This window comes from Pseudomonas parafulva (assembly GCF_000800255.1).
GTDB classification, from domain to species: domain Bacteria; phylum Pseudomonadota; class Gammaproteobacteria; order Pseudomonadales; family Pseudomonadaceae; genus Aquipseudomonas; species Aquipseudomonas boreofloridensis.
The window spans coordinates 2,346,033-2,367,211 of sequence record NZ_CP009747.1; the positions used below are offsets into that span (position 1 = coordinate 2,346,033).

Annotated in this window: 20 protein-coding genes; 6 read left to right on the forward strand and 14 right to left on the reverse strand. The window is 66.5% G+C overall.

What is annotated here, in order from left to right:
• Positions 1–48: 48 nt before the first annotated feature.
• The 4 genes from NJ69_RS09930 to NJ69_RS09945 are packed head-to-tail and all read left to right on the forward strand — an operon-like array spanning position 49 to position 4,073.
• Entirely contained in the window at positions 49–1,563 is a 1,515-nt protein-coding gene (locus NJ69_RS09930) for an amidase (protein ID WP_039578582.1), read from the forward strand.
• A gap of 30 nt (positions 1,564–1,593) precedes the next feature.
• A complete protein-coding gene (gene nthA, locus NJ69_RS09935) occupies positions 1,594–2,193 on the forward strand; it encodes a nitrile hydratase subunit alpha (protein ID WP_039578584.1) in 600 nt (199 codons plus the stop codon).
• 39 nt (positions 2,194–2,232) lie between these two features.
• Positions 2,233–2,880, forward strand: a complete 648-nt coding sequence (gene nthB, locus NJ69_RS09940; RefSeq protein ID WP_039578585.1) for a nitrile hydratase subunit beta — start codon at positions 2,233–2,235, stop codon at positions 2,878–2,880.
• A complete protein-coding gene (locus tag NJ69_RS09945; RefSeq protein ID WP_080754743.1) occupies positions 2,877–4,073 on the forward strand; it encodes a GTP-binding protein in 1,197 nt (398 codons plus the stop codon). The genes nthB and NJ69_RS09945 overlap by 4 nt, the downstream gene beginning before the upstream one ends.
• Positions 4,074–4,083: 10 nt before the next feature.
• Here the strand turns inward: NJ69_RS09945 and NJ69_RS09950 are convergent, their stop codons facing one another.
• Complete coding sequence (locus tag NJ69_RS09950; RefSeq protein ID WP_052192090.1) at positions 4,084–4,521, reverse strand: hypothetical protein; 438 nt, start codon at positions 4,519–4,521, stop codon at positions 4,084–4,086.
• 85 nt (positions 4,522–4,606) lie between these two features.
• Between NJ69_RS09950 and NJ69_RS09955 the strand changes: the two genes are divergently transcribed.
• On the forward strand, positions 4,607–5,020 hold the full coding sequence (locus tag NJ69_RS09955) for a MerR family transcriptional regulator (protein WP_029612093.1): 414 nt from the start codon (positions 4,607–4,609) through the stop codon (positions 5,018–5,020).
• Between the two features lie 130 nt (positions 5,021–5,150).
• Positions 5,151–7,694, forward strand: coding sequence for an HWE histidine kinase domain-containing protein (locus NJ69_RS09960; RefSeq protein ID WP_039578587.1), 2,544 nt, complete (start codon positions 5,151–5,153; stop codon positions 7,692–7,694).
• A gap of 77 nt (positions 7,695–7,771) precedes the next feature.
• Here NJ69_RS09960 and NJ69_RS09965 read toward each other — a convergent pair whose 3' ends face one another.
• From NJ69_RS09965 to NJ69_RS10025, 13 genes are all read right to left on the reverse strand, one after another.
• The gene (locus NJ69_RS09965) at positions 7,772–8,473 is read right to left on the reverse strand and encodes a response regulator (protein WP_039578590.1); all 702 of its coding nucleotides are present in this window, start codon (positions 8,471–8,473) and stop codon (positions 7,772–7,774) included.
• On the reverse strand, positions 8,470–11,124 hold the full coding sequence (locus tag NJ69_RS09970; RefSeq protein ID WP_039578592.1) for a sensor histidine kinase: 2,655 nt from the start codon (positions 11,122–11,124) through the stop codon (positions 8,470–8,472). Before NJ69_RS09970 ends, NJ69_RS09965 begins: the two co-directional genes overlap by 4 nt.
• Before the next feature lie 61 nt (positions 11,125–11,185).
• Entirely contained in the window at positions 11,186–11,743 is a 558-nt protein-coding gene (kdpC, locus tag NJ69_RS09975) for a potassium-transporting ATPase subunit KdpC (protein WP_039578595.1), read from the reverse strand.
• A gap of 12 nt (positions 11,744–11,755) precedes the next feature.
• Complete coding sequence (gene kdpB / locus NJ69_RS09980) at positions 11,756–13,807, reverse strand: potassium-transporting ATPase subunit KdpB (RefSeq protein WP_039578597.1); 2,052 nt, start codon at positions 13,805–13,807, stop codon at positions 11,756–11,758.
• Between the two features lie 10 nt (positions 13,808–13,817).
• Positions 13,818–15,512 (reverse strand): potassium-transporting ATPase subunit KdpA, encoded by a 1,695-nt coding sequence (gene kdpA, locus NJ69_RS09985; protein WP_039578600.1) that lies wholly within the window; start codon positions 15,510–15,512, stop codon positions 13,818–13,820.
• A gap of 9 nt (positions 15,513–15,521) precedes the next feature.
• The gene (kdpF, locus tag NJ69_RS09990; protein ID WP_037027358.1) at positions 15,522–15,611 is read right to left on the reverse strand and encodes a K(+)-transporting ATPase subunit F; all 90 of its coding nucleotides are present in this window, start codon (positions 15,609–15,611) and stop codon (positions 15,522–15,524) included.
• A 145-nt stretch (positions 15,612–15,756) separates the two neighbouring features.
• Positions 15,757–16,809, reverse strand: a complete 1,053-nt coding sequence (locus NJ69_RS09995) for an AI-2E family transporter (protein ID WP_039578605.1) — start codon at positions 16,807–16,809, stop codon at positions 15,757–15,759.
• 12 nt (positions 16,810–16,821) lie between these two features.
• Complete coding sequence (locus NJ69_RS10000; protein ID WP_039578608.1) at positions 16,822–17,616, reverse strand: DUF4892 domain-containing protein; 795 nt, start codon at positions 17,614–17,616, stop codon at positions 16,822–16,824.
• Between the two features lie 106 nt (positions 17,617–17,722).
• Positions 17,723–18,577, reverse strand: coding sequence for an alpha/beta fold hydrolase (locus tag NJ69_RS10005; RefSeq protein WP_039578610.1), 855 nt, complete (start codon positions 18,575–18,577; stop codon positions 17,723–17,725).
• A 234-nt stretch (positions 18,578–18,811) separates the two neighbouring features.
• Positions 18,812–19,192 (reverse strand): hypothetical protein, encoded by a 381-nt coding sequence (locus NJ69_RS10010; protein WP_029612082.1) that lies wholly within the window; start codon positions 19,190–19,192, stop codon positions 18,812–18,814.
• Positions 19,193–19,289: 97 nt separating this feature from the next.
• Positions 19,290–19,748: a phosphohistidine phosphatase SixA gene (gene sixA, locus NJ69_RS10015; protein ID WP_039578613.1), complete on the reverse strand. Its 459-nt coding sequence runs from the start codon at positions 19,746–19,748 to the stop codon at positions 19,290–19,292.
• Positions 19,745–20,092 carry a DUF4389 domain-containing protein gene (locus tag NJ69_RS10020; protein WP_029612081.1) on the reverse strand — a complete coding sequence of 116 codons (348 nt, stop codon included), beginning with the start codon at positions 20,090–20,092 and terminating at the stop codon, positions 19,745–19,747. Before NJ69_RS10020 ends, sixA begins: the two co-directional genes overlap by 4 nt.
• Before the next feature lie 23 nt (positions 20,093–20,115).
• Positions 20,116–21,141, reverse strand: coding sequence for an NAD(P)H-dependent glycerol-3-phosphate dehydrogenase (locus NJ69_RS10025; protein ID WP_029612080.1), 1,026 nt, complete (start codon positions 21,139–21,141; stop codon positions 20,116–20,118).
• Positions 21,142–21,179: the final 38 nt, after the last annotated feature.

Here is a 21,179-nt window from a genome sequence, read left to right on the forward strand (position 1 = left end):
GGCGGCCGCCACGCCCACCCTCACCGACCTGACCCCAAGGACCGCACCATGGCCATCGACCGCCCCACCGCCGAACAATTGCAGGCGCTCGCCCAGCGCCTGCACATGCACTTGACACCCGAACAGGCCAGCGAATACCTGACCTTGATGCAGGGCAGTTTCGAGGCCTACGATCTGATCGACGAACTGCCCGACTACACCCCGGTAGCACCCGCCTCACCGCGCCCCAGCCATCGCCCAGCCTCGAGCGACAACCCGCTCAACGCTTGGTACTACCGCTGCGAAGTGAGCGGCGCGGTGGACGGCAAGCTGGCCGGGCGCAGCGTCGCCCTCAAAGACAACATCGCCCTGGCCGGCGTGCCAATGATGAATGGCGCCACGCCCTTGGAAGGCTTCGTGCCCGGCTTCGACGCCACGGTGGTGACGCGCCTGCTGGAGGCCGGCGCGACCGTACTGGGCAAGGCCACCTGCGAGCACTACTGCCTCTCCGGCGGCAGCCATACCTCCGACCCGGCACCGGTGCACAACCCGCACCGCCACGGCTATGCCGCCGGCGGCTCGTCGTCGGGCAGCGCCGCGCTGGTCGCCGCCGGCCAGGTGGACATGGCCGTAGGTGGCGACCAAGGCGGCTCGATCCGCATTCCTTCGGCCTTCTGTGGCACCTACGGCATGAAACCGACCCATGGTTTGGTGCCCTACACCGGGATCATGGCCATCGAAGCGACCCTCGACCACGCCGGCCCCATCACCGCCAACGTGCGCGACAACGCGCTGATGCTCGAAGTGCTGGCCGGGGCCGACGGCCTCGACCCGCGCCAGGCCGCGCCGCAGGTCGATCACTACACCCAGTACCTGGACCGCGGCGCCAAGGGTCTGCGCATCGGTGTGCTGCGCGAGGGCTTCGAGTTGGCCAACCTCGATCCACGCGTGGCCGACAAGGTCAACGCGGCCATCGAACGCCTCGCCTCGCTGGGGGCTCAGGTAGCGCCGGTGTCGGTGGCCGAACATCGGCTGGCCGGTGCCTTGTGGCATCCCATCGGCTGCGAAGGCCTGACCAGCCAACTGATGCACGGCAACGGCGCCGGCTTCAACTGGAAAGGCCTGTACGACGTGGCCCTGCTGGACAAGCAGGTCGGCTGGCGCACCCAGGCCGACCGGCTGTCGCCTTCACTGAAGCTGTGCATGTTCGTCGGCCAGTATGGTCTGGAGCGCTACCACGGACGCTACTACGCCAAGGCGCAGAACATCGCGCGCCTGGCCCGCGCCGCCTACGACCAGGCGCTGCAGCACTACGATGTGCTGGTGATGCCGACCGTACCGATCCTGGCCCAGCCACACCCACCCAAGGACTGCTCGATCAGCGAGTACGTGGCCCGCGCCCTGGAGATGATCGGCAACACCAGCGCCCAGGACATCACCGGCCACCCGGCGATGTCGATCCCCTGCGGTCTGGTCGATGGCCTGCCGGTGGGCTTGATGCTGGTCGCCCGCCACCATGCCGAGGGCCTGCTGTACCAAGCCGCCGCCGCCTTCGAAGCCAGCACCGACTGGCGCACCTTGTAACCGACCGTGCCCGCCCCTGAGGAGATCACCATGAGCACATCAGTGCCGACACCCGAAACCACCAGCCCCGGCCAGCGCGCGCGCGCCTTGCTCAAGGTCATGCGCGACCAGGACATGATTCCCGACGGCTACATCGAGCACCTCACCGACCTGATGGAGAACCAGTGGGATCCAGCCAACGGCGCACGCGTGGTGGCGCGCGCCTGGGTCGACGAGGACTTCCGCCGCCTGCTGCTCGAGGATGGCACCGCGGCCTGTGCCCAGTTCGGCTACACCGGGCCACAGGGCGAATACATCGTGGCATTGGAAGACACCCCACAATTGAAGAATGTCATCGTCTGCAGCCTGTGTTCGTGCACCGCCTGGCCGGTGCTGGGGCTGCCGCCGGAGTGGTACAAGGGCTTCGAATTCCGTGCCCGGCTGGTGCGCGAAGGCCGCACGGTGCTCAAAGAACTGGGCACCGAACTGCCGGCCCAGACCCAGGTACGCGTCTGGGACACCACCGCCGAAACCCGCTATCTGGTGCTACCGCTACGACCAGCTGGCAGCGAACACCTGGACGAACAGGCCCTGCGCAGCCTGGTCACCAAGGACGTGCTGATCGGCGTCGCCCTGCCCGTGGTGCGCTGAGCCCAGCGCTTTCTCCCTCTTCCAGACAGGTACATCTGCATGAACGGATTTCACGACCTCGGCGGCTTCCAGGGCTTCGGCCAGGTGCCCCACCGCATCGACAGCCTCAGCTACAAACCGGTGTTCAAGGACGATTGGGAGCACCTGGCCTACAGCCTGATGTTCGTCGCCTGCGACCACCTGGGGCTGTTCAGCATCGACGAAGTACGCCACGCCGTCGAACGCCTGGACGTGCGCCAACACGTCGGCACCACCTACTACGAGCGGTATGTCATCGCCACCGCCTCGCTGCTGGTGGAAGCCGGCGCGATCAGCCGCGAGGCGCTGAACCAAGCGCTCGGGGCGCCATTCAAGCTGGCCAACCCGCCGCACAGCAAAGGCCGTGCAGCCATTGCCGACCGTGTGCCGTTCGAGGTCGGCGAGCGGGTGCGGGTGCGCGACGAGCACGTCGCCGGTCACGTGCGCTTCCCCGGCTACGTGCGCGGCAAGGAGGGCGTGGTGCTGCACCGGACCCGCGAGCGCTGGCCGTTCCCGGACAGCATCGGCCATGGCGACCGTTCGGCGCTGCTGCAGCCGACCTACCATGTGCAGTTCGAGGTGCGCGACCTGTGGGGCGACGCCGCCGACGACGGGCAGGTGGTGGTCGACCTGTTCGAGAGCTACCTGGACCGGGTGCCGCAGTCGTGAACGCGGCGGCGAACCTGCCCACGCGTCTGCCGGTGACGGTGCTGTCGGGGTTTCTCGGCGCCGGCAAGACCACCGTGCTCAACCACATCCTGCGCAACCGCGCCGGCCTGCGCGTGGCGGTGATCGTCAACGACATGAGCGAGGTGAACATCGACGCCGAGGACGTCGAACGCCAGGTCAGCCTCAACCGCGGCAGCGACCAATTGGTGGAGATGAGCAACGGCTGCATTTGCTGCACATTGCGCGCTGACCTGCTGGAGCAGGTCAGCCATCTGGCGCGGGCCGGACGCTTCGATTACCTGCTGATCGAATCCACCGGTATTTCCGAACCAATGCCGGTGGCCGAGACCTTCGCTTTTCTCGACCGCGATGGCTTTAGCCTGAGCGAGCTGGCGCGCCTGGACACGCTGGTGACGGTGGTCGATGCCAGCAGCTTCGAAGGGTTGCTCGGCTCATCGGTGCCAGCCGGCGGCGAGCCAGGGCAACGGCCACTGGGCGAATTGCTGATCGAGCAGGTGGAATACGCCAACGTGATCCTGGTGAACAAGCTCGACCTGTTGCCGGAGGCGGCTTATCCAGCGCTGGAGGCGATGCTGCAGCAGCTCAACCCGCAGGCGCGGATCGTGCCCATGGTGCGCGGGGAGATTGCCTTGGACCGCGTGCTGGGCACGCGCTTGTTCGACCTGCCGAGCCTGGCGCGCTCGCCGGGCTGGATGCAGCAGATGGACACGCTGGGCACGCCTGAGCCGGAATCGGCCACCTATGGCATCGTCTCGTGGGTGTACCGCGAGCGTGCGCCGTTTCATCCGCAGCGTCTGCAGGCACTGTTGCAGCGGCCCTGGCGCAATGGTCGACTGCTGCGCTGCAAAGGCTATTTCTGGGTGGCCAGCCGCTTCTTTGAAATCGGTCTGCTGGCGCAGAACGCCGGGCACTTCCAGTGGCAGCACGACGGGCGCTGGTGGCGGTTCATCGACCAGACACAATGGCCGGTCGATGCTTATCGGCGCCAAGCCATTCTCGACAAGTGGGACGAACAGGTGGGCGACTGCCGACAGGAGATCGTGTTCATCGGTCAGGGGCTGGACTGGCAGCTCCTGCGCGAGGAACTGGACGCGTGCCTGCTCAGCGAGCAGGAAATCCTCGAGGGCCCACAGCACTGGCGGAGGCTGCCGGGAGCCGAGGCCTTCGCCTGAGGGTGCCGCCCTAGGCCAATTGTGGCCCTTCATCAACCACGGCTGGCCGCTCGATGGCCCTGATCGGCAGCAACTGCGCGCCGGCCCACAGCAACTCCAGCGCCAGGATGGCCCCGATCAGCGCAGTGGCGCCGTGCAGCAGTGCATAGACTTGCCAGGAGGCGAACAGCAGCCGGCCTACCGCGTCATAGCGGCCCAGGCGCCGCTCGGGATGACGAATGCGCAGCCAGGCCCAGACACACACGATCGAGCCCATCAAGTTGGCCATCATCATCTGCACCGGTTCGAATGCCGGCAGGTTGCCGCTCAGGCCCAATGTCGCGTGGAGTGCCGTCAGCCAGCCGTGGAGCAGCACGAAGGTCCAGGGGGTGGCGAACGCGACGGTGATGGCGAAGTCATACACGCCACTGGCGCGCACCAGACGACGGTATTGGGAAGGGGTCCACATGCGGGCTGCTCCTGAGCATCAATGAAGGCGCCAGGCTAAACCCTGGAGTATGCTCCAAGGTCAAGTGCCCCTAGAGGAAAATCCCATGCGCATCGGTGAACTCGCCCAGGTCTGCGCTGTGAGCCGCGACACGCTGCGGTTCTACGAAGCACGCGGGCTGATCCAATCCCAGCGCCGCGCCAATGGTTACCGCGACTACCCGCAGGACACGGTCGAACTGGTGCTGTTCATCCGTACCGCCCAGCGCCTGGGCTTCAGCCTTGGCGAGATCGGCAGCAACGTCGCGCAGCTATGGGGCGCAGCCGATCCCGACCAGGCGGTGCGCAGCCTGCTGCACGACAAACTGCTGTTGGTCGAGCAGCGTATCGCCGAACTCGATCAACTGCGCGGTGCCCTGCGCCAGCGCCTGACACTCGCCTGCCCGTTGCGTCCAGACCTGGACACGACCGCACCGGCATCGACCCATGAGGCATTTGAATGGGTTGAAACATCTGCTTGAAGCTGACTGTCGAATGGTCATCGCTGGCAGGCTGAACCCTACGCACAGCCCTGCTAGAATGATGGCCTTTTCACATGCAGTCGGCGCGCCCTTGCCTGTCTGCTCACCTCCCCATCGACAGGCAGGGCCGATGACGCTCGATTCCCGTGTGAACCTCAGCAATTGCGACCGTGAGCCGATCCAGATCCCCGGCAGCATCCAGCCCCACGGCTGCCTGATCGCCTGCGATGCTTCGGCCAACCTTATCCTGCGCCACTCGATCAACACGCCGCACCTGCTCGGCTGTGGTGAGGCGGTCAATGGTCAGACGCTGCACGCCCTGCTTGGCCAGGACGTGGCCCATGACATCCGCAATGCCCTGGCCCGCACCCGCGATGCCTCGCGCCCTGCCCTGTTGTTCGCCGTGCGCCTGCCGGCAGGTGGAACCTTCGACATCACCGCCCACCTGTTCAAAGGCACCGCGATCATCGAGTTCGAACCGGCCAGCACGGGCGCGGCAGAGCCTATCGATCTGGCGCGCAGCCTGATCGCCCAACTGCGCGAGATCGACCATTCGCCCAAGCTGCTCAGCGACGCAGCGCGCTATGTGCGGGCCATGCTCGGCTATGACCGGGTGATGATCTACAAGCTGGGTGCCGACGGCGCCGGTCAGGTGGTGGCCGAGGCCAAGCGCGGCGATCTGGAAAGCTTCATGGGTCAGTACTTCCCAGGTTCGGACATCCCGCAGCAGGCCCGCGCCCTGTATTTGCGCAACCCCATCCGGCTGATCGGCGACGTGCGGTTTCAGGCCGTGCCCCTCGAACCGGTGCTCGATCCCTCTGGCGAGCCACTGGACCTGTCCCATGCACACTTGCGCAGCGTCTCGCCGATCCACTGCGAGTACTTGAGCAACATGGGGGTGGGCGCCTCGATGTCGATCTCGGTGATCGTCGACGGCGCGCTCTGGGGGCTGATCGCCTGCCATCACTATGCTCCGCGCACCCTCACCTTGGGCCAGCGCGCGGCGGCGGAAATGTTCGGCGAATTCTTCTCCCTGCACATCGAGCGCCTGCGCACTCGCCAGCAACTCGAGGCCGCCGAACAGGTGCACAGTTCGCTGGACGCACTGCTGCGCGACGCCAACCAGAGCCCGGACCTGGCCAGTTTCTTCCAGGCCCGGCTGGGCGAATTCAAGTCGCTGATCGCCTGCGACGGCATCGGCATGGCCGTGCAAGGCCGCTGGTCGGCACTGGGCCAGACGCCGCCGCCTGCCGCCATCGCCGACCTGCTGCCCCTGGTGCAAAGTCTGGCCGAAGGGCGGACCTGGGCCAGTCATCAACTGTCGTTGGTTCATCCGGCCGCCCAGGACTACGCCGCGCAGGTCTCGGGCGTACTGGCCATCCCCATGTCCCAGCATCCGCGAGACTACCTGTTGCTGTTCCGTCAGGAAGTGCTGGCGACCCTGGACTGGGCGGGCGATCCGCACAAGACCTACCTCACCGGTGCCTACGGCGAGCGCCTGACACCGCGCAAGAGCTTCGCCCTGTGGAAGGAAACCGTGCACCAGCAGTCCATGCCCTGGACCGAGCAGGATCGCCAGTTCGGCGAAGCGATTCGTGCTGCCATCGTCGAGGTGGCACTGCACAACAGTGAACTGCTGGCCAACGAGCGCTCTAAAGCCGAAGTGCGTCAGCGCATGCTCAACGAAGAGCTCAATCATCGGGTAAAGAACATTCTCTCGCTGATCGGCGCACTGGTGGCGCACCCCAGCTCGGAGAGCCAGACGCTGCGCGACTACGTTGGCAAGCTCAAGGGGCGCATCCAGGCACTGTCGCTGGCCCACGACCAGGTGGTGCGCGGCGACGGCGGCGGACGGCTGTCCACGCTGCTGGAGGCTGAGCTGTCGCCGTACTGTTCCGGCGCCGAGGCCATCGTTTTGAGCGGGCCTTGCGTGGTACTCGACGCGCGGGCCTATTCGGTCATGGCGCTGGTGTTGCACGAACTGGCGACCAATGCCGCGAAGTACGGTGCGCTGTCACGGTCCGGCGGCAGGCTGCACGTGGAGTGGACGATCGATGCCGGTAACGCCTGCGAGATCGTCTGGCGCGAGAGCGATGGCCCGACCGTGCGTGCGCCCACCCGTGGCGGCTTTGGCTCGGTACTGATCGACCGCAGCATTCCGTTCGATCTGGGCGGGACCAGTCAGGTCGAGTATCTGCCCGAGGGGCTGCGTGGCGTGTTTCGCATCCCGGCCCGTCACATCAACGTCGTCGATGCGACTGACAGCGCCCCCGCGCAGACCGAGGGCCTGCTGCCGGAAGCCGGCCTGGAGCAACTGGGGCCGCTGAGCGTGCTGATCGTCGAGGACCAACTGGTGATCGCCGTTGGTCTGGAGCAGATCTTCGCCGATGCGCAGATCGACGACGTGCGCACCGCCGGATCTGAACAGGAGGCCTTGCGCCTGATCGAGGCGCGCGCGCCCGACATCGCGGTGCTGGACGTGAACCTGGGCAGCGGCAACTCCATGGCCATCGCCGATGAGCTGACCCGGCGCGCCATTCCGTTCCTGTTCGCCACCGGCTATGGCGATACGCTGAGCATCCCGGCGCATCTGCGTGAGGTGACCGTCGTGCGCAAGCCCTACGACCCCGCGTCGATCCTGTCCAACCTCAGGCGCCTGCTGGAGCCTTCCTGACCCCAGGCTCAGGCCGCCGACGACTCACCCAGTAATAGACCGGTAGCGATTCAAACATTCCGTCAGCTTTTTATTCTCTACAGCCCCTCCGGGGCCACCAGCCGATAGCCGACGCCGGCCTCGGTGATCAGGAAGCGGGGGGCGGTGGGGTCGTCGCCGAGCTTCTGGCGCAGATGACCGACCACGATGCGCAAATAATGGGTGTCCTGCACATGGGTCGGGCCCCAGATGTCCTTGAGCAGTTGCTGCTGGGTGATGACCCGCCCCGGGTGCGCCGCCAACTGGGCCAGCAGCGCGTACTCCTTGCGCGTCAGCGCGACCTCGACGCCGTCCAGGCTGACCTTGCGGTAGGCGAAATCGACCAGCAGCGCACCGAACTGCGCGCTGCTGCTTTGCGCCACCTCAGCCTGGGGGTTGTGCCGCAGCAGTGCCCGCACGCGAGCAAGAAACTCCTGAATGCCGAACGGCTTGGTCACGTAGTCGTTGGCACCGCCATCGAGGGCATCGACCTTCTGTACCTCGCTGGCGCGCACCGACAGCACCATTACCGGCACCGTGCTCCATTCGCGCAGTTCGCGCAGCACCTGTTGGCCGTCCATGTCCGGCAGGCCGAGGTCGAGCACCACCAGGTCAGGCTTGTTCAGTGCCGCCTGGGCCAACCCCTCGCTGCCGCTGGCCGCTTCCAGCACCTTGTAGCCCTGGGAGGCCAGGCTGATGCGCAGGAACTTGCGGATCTGCGGCTCGTCGTCGATGACCAGAAGGGTGGCGGGCTGGCTCATGGGGCGTCACTGTCGCTGTCGGGTTGAGGGGGCAGCGGCAAGCATAGTGTGATGCAGGTGCCCTGGCCATCGATGCCCTCGCCCACCCGGATGCTGCCGCCATGGGCGCCGATCATGCCCTGGCAGATGGCAAGCCCCAGCCCCGTGCCCTGCCCGCCCCGGTCGCCGCGCGCGGCGGTGTAGAACATGTCGAAGACCTTGCTGCGTTCGGCTGGCGGGATGCCCGGCCCCTGGTCGGCGACAGCCAGGCACAACTGCGCGTCCTCGACCCTGAGTCGCAGTTCCAGGCGCCCGCCGACCGGTGAGAAGCGCGCGGCATTCTCCAGCACGTTGACCAACGCCTGCTCGATCAGCGCGGCGTGCACGAACAGCAGCGGCAGTTCGGCGGGCACGTCGGTGCGCACCTGCAAAGGCGCCAACACCGCGTGCAGGCGTGCCAGCGCGCTGCCGACGATATCGCCGGGCGCCACCCAATCGCGGGCGAGCTTGAGGCTGCCGTGGCCCAGGCGGGTCATGTCGAGCAGGTTCTGAATATAGCGGTCCAGGCGTTCAGCCTCGTTACGCGTCCCTTCGAGCAGCTCGCGGCGGTCGTCGAGCGGGATCGCCTCGCCCAGCGCCAGCAGGCTGTCGATACTGCCGCGCATGGCGGTCAGCGGGGTGCGCAAGTCGTGGGACACCGAAGCGAGCAAGGCGCTGCGCAATTGCTCGGTCTCGCCTTGCAGGCGCGCCGCCTCCAGTTGCTCGCCCAGCCGGGCACGGGCCAAGGCCTGGGCCAGGGGCTCGGCAAGGGCCGTGAGTACACGCCGGCGCTGGGCACTCAGGGGCTCGCCGCCGCTGGCGCGCACCCCGAGCAAGGCCAGCGGCGCCTCGTCCACCGCCAGTGGCCACCACCACCAGCGGCCATTGGGCAGGGTATCGCTGCCCTGCCCGGCTGCCTGGCCGTGTTGCCAGGCCCAGTCGGCGGCCGCGCGCTCGTTGTCGCTGAAGGTCTGGGGAGCGCCGCTGGCCACCTGCAGAAGGCCGTCAGCATCGCGCTCGAGCACACACACGTCGATTCCCTGGGAGCCGCCCAGGTGCTGGCCCGCCGCGTTGAACACCGCCCGGCGATCGGTGGCCACGGTCAGCCGGCGCGACAGGTCGAGCAGTTGCCGGGTCTCGGCTTGAGTATCGCGCAGCGCTTGCAACTGACGGCGCTGGCGGGCCGCCAGGTTGCCGGTCAGGGCGGCCATGAGCAGGAAGAACACCAGGGTCAGCACGTCCTCTTCGCGCTGGATGCTCAGGGAAAAGCTCGGCGGGATGAACAGGAAGTCATAGCTCAGGAACGACAGCGCCGCGCAGGCCAGCGCCGGGCCCAGGCTGCTGCGCACCGCCACCAGCAGCACGGCGGCGAGAAACACCAGCGAGATGTTCGGCAGCGCCAGCACGCTCGACACACCCCAGGCCAGCGCCGACGCCAGTCCGGTGGCCAGCAGGGCCAGCAGGTAATGCCGCCAGTGCCAGATCCGTTTGACCGCAGCGCGCGTCGGCGGCGGCAGATCGTCGCGGTCAAGCACGTTGATTTCCAGGCCCCGGCTGTCACGCAGCAGCCGCGCCGCCACGCCGGCACCGAACACACGGCGGCGCAAGCGATCCTGGGACTGGCCGACCAGCACCAGACTGGCCCGGCGCTCCAGCGCATGCTGGACCAAAGTGCGCGCCACCTCGCCGGCACGCAGCACCACCACTTCGCCGCCCAGGCGTTCGGCCAGTTGCTGCGCCGCTTGCAGGCGCTGGCGCGCGCCCTCGTCCGGCAGCCGGCCATTGTCCACGTGCACCGCGCTCCACGGCAGGTGACGCCGCTGCGCCACGCGGCTGGCGTGACGCACCAGGCGTTCGGCCTGGGCGTCGCCATCGATCCCCACCAGCAGGCGCCCGCGCAACGCCGGCGCCTGCTCGCCCCGTTGCCGGTAGCCGTGGGCGAGGTCGGCATCGACCTGGGCGGCAGCGGTCTGCATGGCCAACTCGCGCAAGGCGGTGAGGTTGGTCTGGGAAAAGAAGGCGTCGATGGCGGCGCGCGCCTGCTCGGGCACATAGACCTTGCCTTCGCGCAGACGCTCGAGCAGTTCCCGCGGCGGCAGGTCGATGAGCACCAGTTCGAAGGCTTCCTGCAGCACCCAGTCCGGCACGGTTTCACGCACCTGCACGCCGGTGATGTCGCGCACCTTGTCGTTGAGACTTTCCAGATGCTGGACATTGACCGTGGTGTAGACGTCGATGCCGGCGGCGAGCAGTTCCTGCACGTCCTGCCAGCGCTTGGCGTGCCGGCTGCCGGGGGCATTGCTGTGCGCCAGTTCGTCGACCAGCGCCAAGGGCGGTGCAGCCTGCAACAGGGCGTCGAGGTCCATTTCTTCGAGGGTGACGCCACGGTACTCGCTGCGCAGCAAGGGCTGCTGAGGCAGGCCACCGAGCAGCGCCTCGGTCTCGCTGCGGCCATGGGTTTCGACCACCGCCGCCAATACCCTGACGCCCTGGCGCTGCTGGGCGTGAGCGGCCTGGAGCATGGCGTAGGTCTTGCCGACACCGGGCGCTGCGCCGAGGAACACCTTGAGGCGGCCGCGACCTGCCCGGGGCAGGCCTGCCAGCAGGGCATCGGCGCGGGTGGAATTGCTCATCAGGGATCCTTATACGAAGCGGTCGATTCCAACGGGCCTGCTGCGCAGGTCATCGCGGTCTTTACTTGGCGGGCACCGAGCCTTCCAGCGCCTGGTTCAAGGCCAGCACATTGACCACGGGTGGACCGACCAATGGCCGCAGAGTGGCCTCATCCACCAAGGCTTGCAAGCGCTCGACGGGCATGTTGCGCGCCGCCGCCACCCGCGGCACTTGATACGCGATCGCCTCGGGCGGCAGTTGCGGATCCAGGCCGCTGCCAGAGGTGGTCAGCAAGGCCTGGGGCACCGGCCCCAGTGCCGGTTGGTACAGGGCATCGGCCTCGGTTGTGACCCGCTCGGCCAACGCCGGGTTACTCGGCGCCAGGTTGCTGGCGCTGCTCGACACGGTGGCGAAGGCGCCCGCCGAAGGCCGCGAATGGAACCAGCCATCGCCCTCGAAGGCCTGGGCGATCAGCGCCGAGCCCCGGACCTGGCCGTGGGCGTCGCGCACCAAGCTACCGTTGGCCTGCTCGGGAAAGGCGACCTGGGCGATGCCGGTCACCGCCAGCGGATACAGCACGCCGGTGACCAAGGTCATCAGCAGGACCAGGCTCAGGGCTGGACGCAGATAGGTATTCATGGGGGGTCTCCTTCAAACCAGATGCAGGGCAGTCAGCAGCATGTCGATGAGCTTGATCCCGGCGAACGGCACCAGGATGCCGCCCACGCCGTAGATCAGCAGGTTGCGCCTCAGCAGTTGCGCCGCACTGGCGGCCTGGACACGCACCCCGCGCAGCGCCAGGGGAATGAGCACAACGATGATCAGCGCGTTGAACACGATGGCCGAAAGGATCGCGCTCTGCGGGCTGGTCAGGCCCATGAGGTTGAGCGCCCCGAGCTGCGGGTAGATCGAGGCGAACAGTGCCGGCAGGATGGCGAAATACTTGGCTACGTCGTTGGCGATTGAGAACGTGGTCAAGGCGCCACGGGTGACCAGCAGTTCCTTGCCGACCTGGACCACATCCAGCAGCTTGGTCGGGTCGCTGTCCAGGTCGACCATGTTGGCCGCTTCGCGCGCCGCCTGGGTGCCGTCGTTCATGGCCATGCCGACGTCTGCCTGGGCCAGGGCGGGGGCGTCGTTGGCGCCGTCACCGCACATGGCCACCAGACGACCGTCATGCTGCTCCTGGCGAATACGCGCCAGTTTCTTTTCCGGGGTGGCTTCGGCGAGCACGTCGTCGACGCCGGCCTCGGCAGCGATGGCCGCCGCAGTGAGTGGGTTGTCGCCGGTCACCATGACGGTGCGGATACCCAGCTTGCGCAGCTCGGCGAAACGCTCGCGGATACCGGGCTTGACCACGTCCTTGAGGTGGATCACGCCGAGCAGGCGTTTGTCCAGGCACACCAGCAGCGGCGTGCCTCCGCTCTGGGCGATGCGCTCCACCTCGCGGGCCAGCGGTGCCGGCATTTCCAGGCGCTGCAAGCCGACGAAGGCCAGCACTGCATCCACCGCGCCCTTGCGGTAATGGCGCTGCTCGAAATCGATGCCTGACAGCCGCGTCTCGGCGCTGAAGGCAATGGCGTCGTACTGCGCAGCCGGCGGCTCGACGAAGTCGTGCAACTGGCGCAGGTACTCGACGATCGATTTGCCCTCGGCCGTGTCGTCGGCCAGCGACGCCAGCAAGGCGCCCTGCCCCAACTCCTTCGCGGTGACGCCCGGCGCGGCGTGCAGGGCGCTACAGCGACGGTTGCCGAAGGTGATGGTGCCGGTCTTGTCGAGCATCAGCGTGTGGACGTCACCGGCGGCCTCCACCGCGCGCCCGGAGCGGGCGATGACGTTCAGGCGCACCAGACGGTCCATACCGGCGATGCCGATGGCCGACAACAGGCCGCCGATGGTGGTGGGTATCAGCGTGACCAGCAAGGCCGCGAGGAAGATCAACGGCAGGCTGCCGCCGCTGAAGCGGGCGAACGGCTGCAGGGTGACCACCACGATCAGGAAGATCAGGGTCAGGCCAATCAGCAGGATGTCCAGGGCGATCTCGTTGGGCGTCTTCTGCCGCTTGGCGCCTTCGATCAGCGCGATCATCCGGTCCAGGGTGGATTCTCCGGGGTTGCTGCTGATGCGGATCAGCAGCCAGTCGGAGACCACACGGGTGTTGCCGGTCACCGCCGAGCGGTCGCCACCCGACTCACGGATCACGGGCGCCGATTCGCCCGTGATGGCCGCCTCGTTCACCGCTGCAATGCCTTCGAGCACCTCGCCGTCGCCGGGAATCAGCTCGCCGGCGACCACGCGCACCACATCGTCCTTGCGCAGATCGCCCGCCGCGACGATTTCGAAGCGGCCATCGGCCAGTCGGCGCTGGGCGGACAAGCCCTGACTGCCCGCCTTGAGGCTGTCGGCACGCGCCTTGCCACGGCCCTCGGCGAGGGCCTCGGCGAAATTGGCGAACAGCACGGTGAACCACAGCCAGACAGTGATCTGCACCGCAACGCCGGTGCTCACGCCATTGTTCGGCATCAGGCACAGCACGGTAGTGAGCAGCGCGGTCAGGGCCACCACCAGCATGACCGGCGAGCGCCGCAGTTGGCGTGGGTCGAGCTTGACGAACGCCTGCACCAGGGCCGGTCGCCAGAGCGCGGCGAAACGGGTCTGGTCGGCAGCGCGGGCAGCGTTCATTTCAGGTAACGGCATATTCATGTGTGGGTCCTCAGAAGCCCAGGCTCAACTGTTCGGCGATCGGCCCCAGGGCCAGGGTCGGCAGGAAGGTCAGGCCACCGACCAGGACGATGGTCATCAACAGCAGGCCGGCGAACAGCGGTCCGTGGGTGGGGAAGCTGTTCTGGCCCTGCGGTGCGGGCGTCTTGGCCGCCAGGCTGCCGGCCAGGGCCAGGATCGGCAGGATGTAGCCGAAGCGGCCGATGAGCATGGCCAGGCCGATCATCAGGTTGTGGAACACGGTGTTGGCGCCGAAGCCGCCAAAGGCCGAGCCATTGTTGGCGGTGGCCGAGGTGTAGGCATACAGCAGTTGGCTGAAGCCGTGCGGCCCCGGATTACTGACCGCCGCGGCAGGCCCCGGCAGGCTGGCGGCGATGGCGCCGAGCACCAGCACCCCGAGCGGCATCACCAGCAGGGTCGCCACCAGCAGTTGCACTTCGCGGGCCTGTAGCTTCTTGCCCAGATACTCAGGGGTGCGGCCGATCATCAGGCCGGCCAGGAACACGGCGATCAGCACGAACAGCAGCATGCCGTAGAGACCCGCGCCGACGCCGCCGAAGATCACCTCGCCGACCATCATGTTGACCATCGCGACCATGCCGGTCAGCGGGTTGAGGCTGTCGTGCATGGCGTTGACCGAGCCGTTGGAGGCGGCGGTGGTGGTCACCGTCCACAGCACCGTGCCGGTGGTGCCGAAGCGGCTTTCCTTGCCTTCCAGCGGCGCACTCTGTTGCACCTGCGCGCTGTCCAGGGTCGGGTTGGGCTGATGCTCGGCCCATAGCCCCACGGCGCCACCGACGAGGAACAGGGTGAGCATGCACGCCAGGATCGCCCGGCTCTGGCGCAGATCCCTCACGTAATGGCCAAAGGTGAACACCAGCGCCACCGGGATCAGGATGATCGCCGCCACCTCGAACAGGTTGCTCCAGGCCGTGGGGTTCTCGAACGGGTGCGCGGAGTTGACGCCGAAGAAGCCACCGCCGTTGGTGCCCAGTTGCTTGATCGCGATCTGGCTGGCAGCCGGGCCCAACGGGATCGTCTGGTCGGCACCTTGCAGGGTCACGGCGTGGGCATAGTCGGCAAAGGTCTGCGGCACGCCCTGCCACACCAGCAGCAGCGCCAGCAGCACGCACAGCGGCAGCAGGCCGTAGAGGGTGGCACGGGTCATGTCGACCCAGAAGTTGCCCAGTTGGTGAGTGCTACGGCGCGCGATGCCACGGCACAGGGCGACCAACACTGCCAGCCCCGTGGCAGCGCTGACGAAGTTCTGCACGGTCAGGCCGATCATCTGGCTCAGGTAGCTGACCGAGGCCTCGCCACTGTAGGCCTGCCAGTTGGTATTGGTCATGAAGCTGACGGCGGTATTGAACGCCAGCGACCATTCCTGACCCGGCAGGTGCTGCGGGTTGAGCGGCAGCGAACCCTGCAGCAGCAGGACAGCGAACAACAACAGGAAACCGATCAGGTTGAACGTCAACAAGGCCAGGCTGTACTGCTTCCAGTTGTGCTCCTGGTCGGCGCGTACGCCGGCCAGCCGGTAGCCGCCGCGCTCCAGTGGCCCGAGCACCGGCGACAACCAGGTGCGCTGTCCCTCCATCACCTTGTAGTAGAAGCGTCCGAGCCAGGGTGCTGGCAACAGCACCAGGGCGAAAAACGCCAGCAGCAATGCGAAGTCGTAACTGTGCATGGCCGCTCCTCAACTGCGATCGGCGCGCAACAGCGCAACCAGCAGGTACACGGATAACGCCATTGCCAGCAGCAGCGACAGGCCGTCGAGCATGTTCATCGATGAATCTCCCCAGGATGCGGCGTTGACCGCTATGGGGGAATTGTCGAAGGCATGGGCGTAAAGGGACGAGATCGAGCCTTGGCTCAGGGCATAAAGAATGCGTAAAGATCAGGCCCTGCATGGGCAGGGCCTGTGTGGACGGTCACGGTTGCGGGGTGGGCGGCACAGCGTTGCGACTCCAGTCCAGCAACAGGCTGTAGCCCACCGCCAGCAACGTGGGGCCGATGAACAAGCCGATGAAGCCGAAGGCGATCAGCCCACCGAACACGCCGAGCAGCACGATCACCAGCGGCAAGTCGCCGCCACGGCTGATGAGGTAGGGCTTGAGCACGTTGTCCACGCCACTGATGACGAAGGTGCCCCAGATACCAAGGAACACCGCCATCCCGTACTCACCCTTCCACACCAGCCAGGCGGTGGCGGGAATCCAGGCCAGCGGCGGCCCCATGGGAATCAGGCTGAGCATGAACGTCACCAGGCCCAGCACGATCGCCCCGGGTATTCCGGCAATGAGGAAGCCGATGAGCGCCAGCAGCGCCTGCGCGGCCGCGGTGCCGATCACGCCGTTGACCACCCGCTGCACGGTGCCGGCCACCAGCAGAATGTAGTAGTCGGCGCGTTCGCCTACCAACCGCTGCAGCAGACGCAGCACGAACGCCGCCAGGCGCGGGCCGTCGCGGTAGAAGAAGAACACGAACACCAGGCTCAGGGTGAGCTCCAGCACGCCGCCGCCGATCTGCGCACTGCGCGCCAGCAACCAGTTGCCGACCTGACCGAAGTACGGCTTGGCCGACGCCAGCAACGCCGCGCCCTGCTGGTCCAGGGACTGCCACCAGGCGACCAGACGCTCACCGACGAAGGGAATGCCAGCCACCCAGTCGGGCGCATCCGGCAGGCCGTCGACCTGGATGTCACGCACGAACAACGTGGCATCGCGCACATGGTCGGCCAGGTTGAAACCCAGCCACACCAGCGGCAAGGCCACCAGCAGAATCCATATGCTCGTAAGGATGCTCGCCGCCAGGGTTTCACGGCCACCCAGCCAGCGGGTGAGCAGGCGCATCAGCGGCCAACTGGCGAAGGCCAGGATCGCGCCCCACAGCAGCGCCGAGATGAACGGCGCCATCACCCACAATGCGGCGCCCAAGAGCGCCAGCAGGAGGATCTGTACCAACAGACGGTCAGTGTTGGCCATGGGGGCTCTCGTTCAACGAATCAGTTCCAGATGCACACCCTCGGTAGGCGCGTTGCCCACCTCCAGACGCGCGTTGCGCACGCCGGCCTTGACCAGTTGCTCGCGCCAGGCCTCGGCCTGTTCGCCGCTGAGGCTGGCGCGCAGGGTACTGTCCAGATTCAGGCTTCGAGCCAGCAATGACACCCAGGCCGGGCGCGGCGCGGCCAGATCGGGGTAGTCGAGCTTGCCGGTGTCGCGCATTTCGCGCAGTACGGTGGCCGGGGTCGGCAGCACCTCGCCCAACGGGCTGTCGGCGACGAATTCCTCGACATGCAGATAGGCACGGCGGTTGCCACGGGTCACGCTGTACAGGGCGACCAGGGTATCGGCCTGCTCGGCCGAGCGGCGCAGCAGGATGAACGCCTGCTGCTCGTCGCCACCGTTGAGACGGGCGCTGCCAAATACGTCGTTGGCCCAGATGCTGGCCTCACCACAGTCGCGGCCCTGGCACCAGAACAGCGGATAACCACCCTCGCGCTGCAGGGCTTCGCGAGCGCTGGTGAAGGCCTCCCGTGCAGTGCGCTCCACAGGCAGTTCATAGGTGACCGAACTGACCTGACCGCGACTTTCCACCTTGCCCTCCACGCGCAACCGGCCGCTGATCTTGCGCACCGGTCCCATGGGGTAGACCCGTTCCTGTTCCACGGCAGGGCGCTGGTCGACCACCCTGGCGTCGGTCGGCACCGGCAGGCTGCCAGCCCAGAGCATGGGGCTGGCGAGGGTGAGGCAGACGGCGATGGCGCCGCGCAGAATCGACGGCGCGCTCATCGGCCGTCCTTGCGGCGAAGGCCGCTGTGAAGTGCCTGGATGTCTGGCATGTGCATGGTTGTCTCCCTGTTCAACCCGCCAAGCCTCGGCACTTGTCCGATGCAAGTCAAGCAAAGCCAAAGAAGCGATTGAAACAGTCTGCAACAAGGGTTGCGCCGTGTTCATCGTTCAGGTGCAGATGGTGTCCGCCGGGCAACACCACCTGCTCGAAGGGTAGCTGCTCCAGCAGCGTTGTGTGCCGAGCCAGCAAGCCTTGCTCGGCGACCACCAGGCAACTCGGACACTGGATGCGCTGGGTGAACGCCATGGCCTGGGCCTCGCTCAGGCGCACCGGCGAGGGCAGCGTCAGACGGCTGTCGCTGCGCCAGCTGTAGCCGCCAGGCACCGGCATCAGCCCCCGCTCGGCCAGCAGCTCGGCCGCTTCGCAACTGACCGCCACCATGCCTTTCATGCGCGCCTGAACGCCTTGCTCGATGGTTGGATACACAGACTTGCGCTTGCCATCCGAACGCAGTTGGGCCTGCAGCGCCATTCCTAGGCGCTCAGCGGCCTCCTGCTCGCCAGCGGTCGGCGGGATCACGCCGTCGATCAGTGCCAGATGACTGATGCGCTCCGGCAGTGCACCCGCGAGCTGGACGCTGATGACCGCCCCCAGCGAATGGCCAAGCAAGCCAAACCGCGCCCAGCCCATCTGCTCGGCGACGCGCAGGACATCGTGTACATAGTCGGCCAGGTGATAACTCGCGCCCACCGGCCGGTGCTGGGAATAGCCGTGGCCAGCCAGGTCGAGCGCGACGATGCGCAGCCCCAGCAGGCGTGGTGCGAGACGGGCGAAGCTGTTGGCGTTGTCGAGCCAGCCGTGCAGGGCGATGACGGGCAGGCCATCGACAGGACCGAAAACATGCGCGGCCAACTCGATATGGCCCAGGTTGAGGCGGATTTCCTCGACACGTGCGCTCATGCCCAGCTCCCGTGTTCAACCTGGCCGAGGATATCGAGCAACTGCTGCACTGCTGGGCCGCCTACCGTCAAAGCGGCGAGTGGTTTGCCACTGGCGCGTGAAGAAACAGCGTGGGTGCGAGCGAAGAACAGGAGCTGGGACATGGACGCCGGATCCAAAGCAGATTTCGGCCATTGTCGACAAGCTGCCAACGCATCACAACATTCGGATAGGTCATCGCCTAAGGCGATCAGGTCAGGTGCCGCCGTGCAGACGGCCCAGGGCGCGCTGCAGACAGGCCTTGATGTAGGTCAGTTGGCTGTCGAGCGCTTCACAGGCTCGCTGCAGGTCGGCTGGACTCAACTCGGCCCGCGCCAGCGCCAGGCAACTGGTCTGTACCCCACTTGATACTTGCATGCACGACGCCTGAAGCCTTTGCAGCTCCTGTGCGGCATGCCTGGAAGCCGCCGAGACTTGGCCGCTTTCGAGCTTGCCCAGCACATGGTAAAGACGCGCCTCGGCGGCTTCGCGCAGCAGGCTGTGCTCGGCAAAATCCAATGCCACCCCGGCGTCGAGCTTGCCAATCGTCGGCTGTAGATCCAGAGACCGCATCAACTCCCGTTGCAGACCACTCATAGACGAAACTCCCTGATATCAGCCATGACTGTCACAGACGCTAGCAAGCGAACCTCGCGGCTCACAACTGACAGAAATGCCAGTTGCCACAAGCAGGTCAATCCGGGTGGTCGAGTGCCTGCAAGGTCATCAGGCCTGCGAGCGGCCAGTCACCCTCCAACTGCGCCAGGGAAGCCGTACTCATCGGCGCAGGGGACTGCGTATGACCCTGTTCCAGCAGGCTCACCAAGCTACCCACCAAGGGTTGGTGACTGACCAGCAACACCTGTTCCAACCCCAACCGCTCGATTTCGCCGATGACCTGCGCCGCATCGCTTTCAGGTGTCAGCCAAGGCACGGTGCGCACTGGCTCGGTGAAACCGAGGGTGTCGTGCACCAGCGCGGCGGTCTGCTGGGCCCGTACGTAGGGGCTGGCAATGATCGCTTGCAGGGGCTGTCCCAACAGGCGCGCAGCACTGCGCAACACCTGCTCGCGACCATGGGCGGTGAGCCTGCGTTCGGCATCGGTGTTGGCCCGCGGCTCGGCTTCGCCGTGGCGCAGGATCCACAGCTTCACAGCTTCGGCTCTTCGTCACGCACCGGATGCGGCGCCGGGGGCACCGCATGCGGGGCTTCGCCCTCAGGCGCGCGCGGTGCCGGCCAGTCGGCGAAAGGCCAAGGTTTCTGTTCGGTGTGGAAGCTGCCGAAGCGACCGATTTGCGCCAGGAACTGGCTGAGACTGTCGCCGAAGTTCATCAGGCTGGCGCTGGGTGCGCCGTAGACCAGGCGATAGATCAGTTGCACCAACACCAGGCCGCCGAGCAGCAGTTCGGCCAGTTGCCAGACCACCAGAAAAACCAGCATCCACACGATCCGCAGGATGATCGACTCGCGCTGGGCGTGTTCGGGGGTATCGTTCATGTCTCGCTCCTTGCTCGTGCGGCTCAGTTGAAACCGCTGGTGGAAATGAAATCGACGTCGGTCTTGGGTTCGGCGCGCATCAGGTGCTCGATCACCTGGGCCAGGGTGCGTCCCTCGAACAGGATCGCGTGCAGCCCGGCGACCAGCGGCATGTACACCTGCACCTGCTGGGCCTTGGCCTTGAGCACCTTGAGCGTGTTGACCCCCTCGGCCACTTCGCCCAGGCGGCTGACCGCTTCCTCCAGGCTCAGCCCCTGCCCCAGGGCATAGCCGACCTGATAATTGCGGCTCTTGGGTGACGAGCAGGTGACGATAAGGTCGCCAACCCCCGCCAGACCGAGGAAGGTCATGGGATTGGCGCCCTGACTGACGGCAAAGCGCGTCATCTCGGCCAGTGCGCGGGTGATGAGCATGCTCTTGGTGTTCTCGCCCATGTCCAGGGCCACCGCCATGCCAGCGATGATTGCGTAGACGTTCTTCAGCGCGCCGCCGAGCTCGACGCCGAAGCGGTCGGCGCTGGCGTAGACGCGGAAGGTGCGCCCGTGCAGCACGGCCTGGACCTGCTCGCAGAGCGCTTCGTCCTCGCTGGCGACCACGGTGGCGGTGAGCGCATGTTCGGCGATTTCACGCGCCAGGTTAGGACCGGACAGCACACCGATCCGCGCCTGGGGCGCGATCTCTTCGATGATCTGGCTCATCAGCTTGAACGTCTGCGGCTCGATGCCCTTGGTCAGGCTGATCAGGCCCTTGCCGCTAACCGTCTCGGCATGCGGCGCCAGCACGCTACGCAAGGCACTGGACGGCAGCGCGACGAAAATCAGTTCGCTACCCTGCAGCGTGGCCAGCAGGTCGTTGACCGGCTCGACCCGCTCATGTAGGCGGATACCTTTGAGATACCGTGGATTCTCGCGGTTGACGCGCATGGCCTCGGCCTGTTCCGGATCGCGCATCCATTGACGCACCGGGTTGCCATTCTCCGCCAGCAGATTCGCCACGGCGGTGCCGAAGCTTCCACCTCCCAGCACTGCAACAGGTCGCTGTTCAGTCATATTCAATCCGTCAAAGCCAATAAGTTGAGGGCGACGGC